The sequence below is a fragment of the Magnetococcales bacterium genome, assembly GCA_015228935.1.
Lineage (GTDB): Bacteria > Pseudomonadota > Magnetococcia > Magnetococcales > DC0425bin3 > HA3dbin3.
Genome location: JADGCO010000006.1, coordinates 1 through 9,507, shown reverse-complemented (window position 1 = coordinate 9,507; position 9,507 = coordinate 1). Strand labels below are relative to the sequence as shown.

Here is a 9,507-nt window from a genome sequence, read left to right as displayed (position 1 = left end):
GAAGGGCACAGCCCTTCCTCCTGGACCTCCATCCCAGTTTTTCATTCGTTTTTTCTTTATTATTTTTTTTTTGAAATTAACAAGTTATTCGTGTGTTGGATCGGCAGTAGCGCTCCTCCGGCGCGGGGCCGACAGCCATCCCACGCCCAGCAGCAGGCCCAGGGTCACGATGCCGCCCAGCAGGCCTGCCAGGGATTTTTCAGCGTCCGGGGTTCCCCAGGGACGGTTTTGATTGGCCTGTATGTCCAGACTGCGCGATTCCGGATGGCGCGACCCTGCCGGGGATTTTGCGGCATTCGGGGTCTCTCCGGGTTGCTGGGGACCTGCCGGATGTGGGGTCTCTCCGGGTTGTTGGGGACCTGCCGGATGTGGGGTCTCTCCGGGTTGATGGGGACCGGCCTGGAGGTCCGGTTGTTTCAGCTCATATTTCGGCATCAGGGCCAGGCGATGCTGGAGTTGCGCCAGATCCTGGTGAACAATGCCCGGCGATTGGCGCAATCCGGTCGCTGCGGACAAACGGGCGATGGAAAACTCCAGACCATCCGGTTTGGTCGAGGCATACCAGGGCAGCACGGTGGCGCACAACAAGGCCAGGCCGGCCACCAGGGGGAGACGGGGGCGTTCCTTCCTGTTCCTGATTCCGGACTCCATCCCGGCATGAACGGCCTTGCCGATCTGGGCGGACTGGAAATTTCCTTGCCACTCGGTCCGCGCATGGTGCAAAAACCGTAATACGGCAACCGTGATAAACCCTTCGAGGGTACCCATGACCAGTTGAATGGGTTGCATGACCAGCAGGAAGGGTTGCCAAGGGAGGTCGGCCCTGCCGGAGAGCCAAGTTTCCAGGACGACCCCCAAGGAACCCAGTTGTGCGGTCAGGATGGTGGCCAGGATCACCCTTAAGCGCTTTATTTTGTCCGACTTGGAGCTGTTTTCGAGCAGAGGGCGGCACAGCAGGGGATACACCAGATAGCAGGGAATGATCCCCAGATTGACCATGTTGGCTCCCAGGGCCAACAGGCCGCCGTCGGCGAACAGCAGGGCCTGGACCACGAGTACCGAAGCCATCACCAGGAAGGCCGCATGGCCACCCAACAGGATGGAAAGGAGTATGCCGCCGGCCAGATGGCCGCTGGAGCCGGTGCCGGGAATGGAAAAATTGAGCATCTGGGCGGCAAAGACAAAAGCGCCCAACATGCCCATCATGGGGACCATGGCCTGCGTTTGGTGGGTTTGCACCTTGCGGGAACTGAGCGCAATGCCCGCTCCGCTGACCAGCCAGAAACCAACCCCGACTTCCACGGACAACAAGGCATCGGACATGTGCATCGGCGTTCCCTTGGCGATCCATGTTATGAAGATTTTTTTTTTCTTCTCATTCCTGGTTGCGCATCCTATGTGACCGGGTGCGACACTGTCAACTTGGATCGTTCAATCCTGTCGTGGAATGTGCGGCGTTGGCATTGGGTCAGGCCTTGATTTTTTGCGTATCCGTCGGGTTTGGTATTGGAAACCCTGGTCATGCTGGAGGGGGGGAGATTCGATGAGCCATATGGAAAGATTCACCATTTCCCTGGACGAGGAGTTGGCGCAGCAGTTTGATGCGTTGATGCATCTGCGCGGGTACAAAAACCGGTCCGAGGCGGTGCGGGATTTGCTGCGCAAGGAGCTTGCGGCGGTCAAACTGGCGGAAGAGGGGTCTTTGGCGGGTGTGGGGGCGGTCGTCTATGTCTATGATCATCACAAGCGGGAGTTGGCACGCCGGTTGACGAGCATGCAGCACAGTGAGCATGATCTGGTCAATGCGACCCTGCATATTCATCTGGATCAGGAACGTTGTCTGGAAGTGGCTGTTTTGCGGGGTGTCGTGCAGCGGATCCGCAACCATGCCCAGGCCATCATGGCAGAAGCCGGGGTGCAACATGGTCATCTTTATCTGGTGCCCATGGACAGCCCCGATGCCGATTGAACGCTGAAGACCCGCAGCTTTTGGTCATCCCTTTTTTTCTGCCCAGGGATTGAATAATTTTGAGGATTTTTTGGGATACAGCCAGCACTTTTTTCAACTCCACGCCTTTTTCCCGGACAAGACATTCCTGACCTGGGCCTGCGAAACGGCCAAAAAATTTTTATGTTATTTGACTTGTTGTTCCGGGGGAAAACATGTCATCCTGGGAGCCTGTCCTGACGTGCGTTCATGAAACGGGAGTCATCCAGGTGGTCATGTTTTCATCCCGCCGGGGCTGGATTGCAATCGGGGTGTTGCTGGGGACCCTGGCGACATGGAATCTCCTGCCAAGGCACCCGGAACAGCCCCCCAAATCCCCCCCGGTCCCCCTGCCCAGGGACCGGCTCTTCCACCCCGATGTGGTCATCCAGAGCCGCGCCCTCTCCAAACTGCCCAGGGACCTGCTCGCCATCCCCCTGCTCGGCAATCTGCTCACCGAAGAGCTGGTCAATTACTACGAACGCAACGAAAACCGCCTCACCCTGGAAGGAACCTTCCGCCGCCTCGCCTACGAACACCAGATGGGCGTGGGCGACAAAATCATCGCCCATGTTCTCAATACCCCGGCCCAGGTTGCCCTGTGGAAAAACCAGGATGGCAAACTCAAGGATTATCTGCTCCTGCTGCCGAAAAAAGGATTGTGGCACTTTGTCGAGGCACTCTCCAAACTGGCCAGGGGTGATACGCAGTTGTCCAGGCAGGGCGACTTTCAACTGCCCAACGGCGACAGCTATACCCTCTGGCGCATCCAGCATACCCCCCGGCATCGTCTCCAGGTGGCGGTCTATCGCAACCAATTGGCAATCCACACCGATCCCACCCTCTTCGATCCCCAAGGCAATGCCCAACGCCTGGAAGCCATCGGCCAATTTTTTGCCAGCGCCGGACCGGATTCCCTGGGAGTCGGCCTGCGCCTGCCACCCCTGCAAGAGACCCATCGCCTGGCTGCCCAGGCATCCTATATCTCCTTCGGTTACCAGCACTTTTTCCCGGCACTGGAAACCCTGCGCCTTGACTTCAATCCGGACAAGGGGTGGCGGACCACCCTGCTGACCAACGCCGCTACCCCCCCGCCCGAAGATTTATGGACCCGTCTCCCCGCCGCCCCGGCACTCTGCCTGGCCCTGCCGGTGGACAAACCCAGGCTGCTGCACTACCTCCAGCAACTCCGGAACGACCCCGCATTGCCCGAACTCGTTAACCATTTGCGTCCCCCCGCTGCCATTTGCTGGTACGGCAACTCCCGGTTGCATACCCCCATCGCGGTGTTGCCGGTGGCACAGGGACGGGAAGCCTGGTTGCCACTGCTGGGCACCCTCTTTGCACACACGATTGGTACCCGGGAAGGCCCCTTGCCTGTCACCCGGGAGCAGGCAAGGGGGGATGCCCCGCCATCCGGACCAGCGGAGACCGGAAAGACCACCCCCGCCCTGAATCACAATCCCCTGCCGGTCGAGGAAACCCCCTGTGCAGGGGGCAAGGTGTGGCGACGGCAAGTCAGTGCGGCCTCGGCCCCGCTCGATTCCAAACAAAGTCCTCATGCAAAAGAGATGCGTTTCAAACGCTACTTTTCCGTGGTCCTTGCCCTGTGCCACGATACCCTGATCCTCACCCCGGACGAATCCCTGGCCGACCGGACCCTGGGCGTGCTGGACAAATCCTATCCGGCCCTGGCCGACACCCTGGACAAGGGCGGCAGAGAGGTGAGCCTGACCGTCGTTCCCGGATCGCTGGCGGAACTGTTGCGCAAAACCCTCGCCGACAGCCTGCCCCCCACCTCGGAGCCTGTCTTTCACGCCAGCGTCAAAAAACGCTTTTTGCCGCTGCTGGATCAAATCGCCACCTTGCCTGCCTACAATCTGGCAACACCCCGGCAGGCGCACATCTGGGAGCCGCTCGCATGGCATGCCCGCCCGCCCGTTGCGCCCTGATCCACAACCGGGCGTTCTTGCCGGGAAGCCGGACCGTGTTGCCGGCCCTGGCGTTGCTGCTTGCAGGCACGGTTTTGGCACAGGCAAACCCGCTTCCGGATCCAGAAGGCCGTCCCGAACCAGCGACCCAGGGACCTGCAAACAACGCCTCGAACCCGATGGAGCAGGCCGGAGAGCAGGCAGATCCACACCCTGCAAACAGGGGACGCAGGGCGGAATCCCCCCCGATGCAGGCCGGAACGGAACAAATCCGGCTGGATGCACGACAGGCATCCCTCTTTCGTTCCTGGTTTGTGCGCATCATTGGCGAGGTGTTGCGGGGCGGACCATCCCCCCGCTGGGTGGAGCGGGATTGCGCCAGTCTGGTCCGCTTCGCGGTCAACGAAACACTCCGCCCCCACGATAAACGCTGGCGGCAGGCCAGCGGGTTGAGTCCCGCTCCAACCCCGCCGGAACTCCTTCTCAGCCCCGCCCAGCAACAACTGTACAACCGCTGGCAAACCCCCGCCGGCATTCCGGGTCCCCATGTCACGGCCCTTGGACTCGTGCAGGAAAATACCGAATTTGTCGGGAAGGATCCCTTGCAGGCCTCCCCCGGCGACCTGCTGTTTTATGATCAGGGGGACGATCAACACTTGATGATCTGGACCGGCGACGGCGTGGCCTACCATCGCGGCGTCGCAACCCCCGAAGATCATGGCCTGCGTGCCGTTTCCCTGGAAAAGCTACTCAACTGGAAGGATTCACGGTGGCAACCCCGCAGCGAAAATTCCAATTTTTTGGGCGTCTATCGCTTCTCTTTCTTGCCCTTCTGACCCTTCCAGCCCGGTCTGCCGCCGAGCGGGAGTACGGGTTGCTGGGCATTCAGGAGAGCGGCTACGTCATGGCCGAGGGCGACACCTTCTTTTTGCTGGCCGACACCGGCTTTACCAGTCGGGAAAAGGCTGTCATTCGTCTGGAGGGGCCGAGCTGGGCGTTGCATGCCTACACTGGCGTGGACATCCTCGTCTATCGCATTCCAGACCCCCTGGAATTTTTGCGCAAACAATCGAACCTGCACCGGGTGCGGGTGCCCGGTCGCTACGACGGTGAAGGACTCGCCAATGCCATGAACTATGTGTGGGACGTGTGGTATAAAAAATCCCGCCTGGGGTGGCAGCGCATTTTTGCCCCTGAAGCCCGGACCAGGGCCGTTGCCCGGGAACCGCGCTTCAAACAAGCCCCGGCCCACACCTATAAAACCCGGTTCGAGGACAATCCGCAATACGCCCCGCTGACGGAATTTCCCCTGCTCAGCCGGTTTCGCTATCCCCTGTGGCAGGCCAAACCCATTCAGCCACCCGGGAATGTCAAGGTGGCCGGTTCCAGTCACGAATTTGTCCGGGTGCGCAAGGGAAACGTTCCCCTTCCCCTGGGCGAGTTGTCTCCCGGGCTTTATCTGGTGGAAGGTTTGCTCGGAACCTATCGTGCCGTGACCCTGGTCTTTGTTTCGGACACGGCGGCAATCACCAAGACATCGGGGCACCAGTTGTTTGTCTGGACCGCTGACAAGCAAAACGGCACCCTCGCTCCCGGGACCCAATTGCTGCTCACCGATGGTGCCGGAACCCTGCAAAGCCAGGTCACCGGCAACGACGGAACTGCCGTGTTCGATCAACCCACCCCGGAACGCTCCTATCTCATCGCCCGGGACCGCCACGGCGGGGTTCATGTGTCGGAAAATTTTTATTATGACAGCGAGATTCACAACGCCAAACTGTTTGCCTTCACCGACCGCCCCCTTTACCGTCCCGGCGATACGGTACGCTTCAAGCTGGTGGGGCGCCGATTTCAGGATGCCCGGCAATCGGAGCTGCTGAAGGCCGGTCCCATTCACCTGACGGCGCTTGATCCCACGGGTGCCCCGGTGGCTTCCACCACTTTTCATCTTGACCCGGCAGGGGGGGGCGATGGGGCCTTTCAACTCCCGGATCAGGCCCCGCCCGGCGGCTATACACTGCGCCTGATCTATCGGAACGAACCCTATGCCGCCTCCTTCCGGGTGGCCAATTATGCCAGGCCCCATTATGACATCGACATCCATTTTGACAAAAAATCGTTCAAAACCCGTGAAACCCTCTCCGGGGTGATTCGTGCCCGCCATCCCGGGGGACAACCCGTGGTCGGATTGAACCTGGAACTGAGCCTGCGCGCCCAAACCTTGGCCATGTCCGACTACGAACATCGCCAGCAGGGGCGCTTTCCCGTCCAACTGACCCAGACCAGTCTGACCGCCGATCAGGAGGGGTCTGTCCGTTTTACCCTCCCTCCGGTGGAACAACCCAGCCGTCTGACGTTGCGCGTGGTGGGTTCTGACGCCACCTCCTATCGAGTGTCGGCCATACGCGATCTGCTCGTGGAGGCGGAAACACCGCCCTACCGGATTGAGACCGGGCAGCGCATCACCCAACCCGGTGCCAAGGTCAAATTTACGGTGCGGCGTCCTGCCACCGACTCGGGGGGGCAGCCCGTGACCTGGTTGTTGCAGCGTCTGGAGGGCGGCGTAACCGAACGGGGAACGGTGCAGGGAGATCATTTTTTCATCACCTTCGACAAACCCGGCTCCTACCAGATTGAGTTGCAGGTCGGGGAGCAGCGCAACATGGGAACCCTCGCGCACTGGGTGGCGGGGGAGGGGATGAAAACACCCCCCGACAAACTTTCCATGGTGCTGGACAAGGATTCTTATCGCCCCGGCGAGACGGTACAGGCCCTGCTCACCTTTCCCGCCCCGGTGCAGGAGGCGTTGTTGACCCTGGAACGGGACAGGGTATACCAGCATGGCTTTCTCTCCAGGGGGGCCGATTGGCTGCGCCTGACCCGACGCACGCCCACCCAGTGGGAAGCGGCCATTCCCGTCACGACCCTGTTTCAGCCCAACCTGACCCTGTCGGTCGCTGTTTTGCAGGATGGAAAATATTATTTCCAGAACAAGGGAATCCGGGTAGAAAATGCTCCCATTGCCATTGCCCTGACCCCGGACCGTCCGGTCTATCGCCCTGGTGAACGGGTGACGGTCGAAATGCGCACCACGGTGGCGGAAAAACCGGTTGCTGCCCAACTGGCTGTGGGCGTGGTGGACGAAATGGTCTACGTGCTGCAACCGGAGTTGGCCCCCGACATTCGGGACTTCTTTGGTCACTGGCGGCGCAATCAGGTGCGCACCCTTTCCAGCCTCAATTTTTTCACCTACGACCAGGCGATTCCCGCCCGGGACGGCGAGACACCGGCCCGTTTCAACCGGCCCGTCAAACTGCTGGAGCGCCCGCGCCGGGAAAACCTGGATACGGCGGCATGGTTGCCCCGACTCAGGACGGACGAGCAGGGACGGGGGCGTTTTTCCTTCATCATGCCCGACTCCCTGACCCGTTGGCGCATCACGGCCCGGGCAACCACACCTGCCGGGGAGATGGGGCAACAGAGTTCTTTCCTGGTTTCGGAAAAGCCGGCCTATCTCAAGTGGAGCGGCCCCACCCGTTTCCGACAGGGGGATGAGGTGAACACTGTGTTGATGGCTTTCAACATGGCCCAGGAGGCAAAACAGGCAACCCTGCAATTTGGCGACGATCCCCCCCGGGAGCTGCGCCTGGTGCCCGGGGTCAACCACATCTCCCTGTCCTTCAAGGCCGACGCCGACCGGGTCATTGACAGCGTGCTGACCATCGACAACCAGGTGGTGGACCGTCTGGAGACCCGGCTCGGCGTGGTTCCCAACCAGTGGCGTGACACGGTGGCCCAGACGGTGGCCCTGACCGGTCGCACCACCAGAATCCATCTGCCGTCGGGGGCACGGGATATACGGGTCATCCTGACCCGGGGCGTGGACTCCCAGTTGCAGAGGGTGGCCGCCGGACTGGTGGAGTATCCTTACGGCTGTGTTGAACAGAGTGCCAGCCGGTTGATTCCCCTGGCTTTGGCCTATGGTGCCTTGCGCCAATTTTCTCCAGATCCGGCTCTGTTGGAGCGGCTGCGGGATCGGTTGAGCAATCAGCGTTTTCGTCTTGCCCAGATGGCTGGTCCCGATGCCGGTTTTACCTGGTGGGGTGCGCAAACCAGGGGCGATCCCTTTTTTACCGCCTACGCCTATTTTGCCGACCATCTGGCCCTGACGGCCCTTGGCCTGGATGCCCCGCAGGAACACTGGCTGGAGGCCTTGCAGGTTTATCACGCCGGCCATGCCCATCAACCCCTGCTGTTGCGTGCCCTTGCCTTGTGGTTGGCGGGGGAGATGCGTCTGCCGGTGCGCAATCAAGCCACCGGGGTGGCCGAAGCCTTGCTCAAGGAGCTGCATTCCCAGGCCGGCGAGGGGCCGAAGGCCCAGGCCGGCGAGGGGCCGAAGGCCTTGGCTGGCGAGGGGCAGAATCCCCTGGCCAGCCAGATTCTGTCCGACAAACAGACGCCCCAGGGGCGGGATTTTGCTTTGCTGTTGCTGGAAGAGCTGTTGGGCGACACGGGAAACAACATGTCCGGTTTTACCGCAGCGGCACAGGAGGCCGGGGAACGCATCCGCCGGCGTGCCGATGCCTTTTCCCAGGCACTGCACCTGTTGCATCGGGTGCGGATGGGCGGCAAGAGGGTGGCTGAAGAGGAGGCCGCAACCATTCTGGCCAACATTTCGGAACAGGCTCCCACCCTGGATCGGGCCTTGGCCCTGATTTTTGTCCATCGTGCCCTGGGCGGGGGGCGGACGGAAGATGCGGGAAAAATTCCCGACCTGGAACAACCGTGGATTCGGCAAACCACGCAGGTGGGAAGTGTGGCGTGGCACCATCCCGGCCCGGCGGGAAACAGGCTGGAGATCAACCTCGCCGGCGATCCCCTCCCGGATCTGACCGCCTACCTGACCTATTCGGACCCGCAGCCCCTGACAAACACGATTGACCTGGATATTCGGCGACAGCTTTATCTTTTGACACCGGTCAAGGAGCGTCCCAAACCGGATTATGAAGGTGGGAAACAACCCGTCGAGGTTCTCTTTCAGGCCAGACGGGTTGCGCCTGGGGAACCTCTGGATGCCACGGCCCTTTATCTCGATGCGATCACCCTGGATCCGCATGGCGTGAACCGTCGTTTCGGGCTGTTGGAGGTTCCCCTGCCACCGGGGGCGGAGCTGGAACCTTTCACCTGGGGCATGGGGGTACAGGGGGTGGAAGAAGATGCGGCGGAGAGGGAGGCGGAGGGGGAGGGGGAAGAAGCAAAAGGGGAACCGCTTCTGTTACCGAAGACGCACGCCGAAATGATTGAGGGGAGTTACGTTGTTCCTGTCCCCGACTTTGCCAGGGGCATGCGGAAAAAAGCAGGCGTCCACACATTCCGCCATCTGGTGCGTTTTCCCTTGCGGGGAAGCATGAATCTGCCGCCGGTGCGCTATTTTTCCATGGTCAACCCGGGGGAGCATGCCCGGGGAAGTCAACCTCCGGTGCTGGTGATTCGATGAACACCCAGAGGCTGCCTGATAATCAAAAAATAAAACAAATGAAAAACTGGGAAGGAGGTCCAGGAGGAAGGGCTGTGCCCTTCCTCTTGGCG

General features: G+C 60.9%; 5 protein-coding genes. 4 read left to right on the top strand and 1 reads right to left on the bottom strand.

Translation table 11 applies throughout. The features are described from left to right. Positions 1–84 precede the first annotated feature (84 nt). The gene (locus HQL65_03080; protein ID MBF0135196.1) at positions 85–1,329 is read right to left on the bottom strand and encodes a PDGLE domain-containing protein; all 1,245 of its coding nucleotides are present in this window, start codon (positions 1,327–1,329) and stop codon (positions 85–87) included. A gap of 223 nt (positions 1,330–1,552) precedes the next feature. On the opposite strand from HQL65_03080, the gene nikR reads away from it, so the two are divergent. The 4 genes from nikR to HQL65_03060 all read left to right on the top strand — a co-directional run bounded on the left by nikR (position 1,553) and on the right by HQL65_03060 (position 9,415). After that, positions 1,553–1,969, top strand: coding sequence for a nickel-responsive transcriptional regulator NikR (nikR, locus tag HQL65_03075; GenBank protein MBF0135195.1), 417 nt, complete (start codon positions 1,553–1,555; stop codon positions 1,967–1,969). A gap of 194 nt (positions 1,970–2,163) precedes the next feature. Continuing rightward, positions 2,164–3,939: a DUF2138 family protein gene (locus HQL65_03070; GenBank protein ID MBF0135194.1), complete on the top strand. Its 1,776-nt coding sequence runs from the start codon at positions 2,164–2,166 to the stop codon at positions 3,937–3,939. 227 nt (positions 3,940–4,166) lie between these two features. Further along, positions 4,167–4,754: a DUF1175 family protein gene (locus tag HQL65_03065; protein MBF0135193.1), complete on the top strand. Its 588-nt coding sequence runs from the start codon at positions 4,167–4,169 to the stop codon at positions 4,752–4,754. After that, on the top strand, positions 4,688–9,415 hold the full coding sequence (locus tag HQL65_03060; protein ID MBF0135192.1) for an alpha-2-macroglobulin family protein: 4,728 nt from the start codon (positions 4,688–4,690) through the stop codon (positions 9,413–9,415). The genes HQL65_03065 and HQL65_03060 overlap by 67 nt, the downstream gene beginning before the upstream one ends. Positions 9,416–9,507 lie beyond the last annotated feature (92 nt).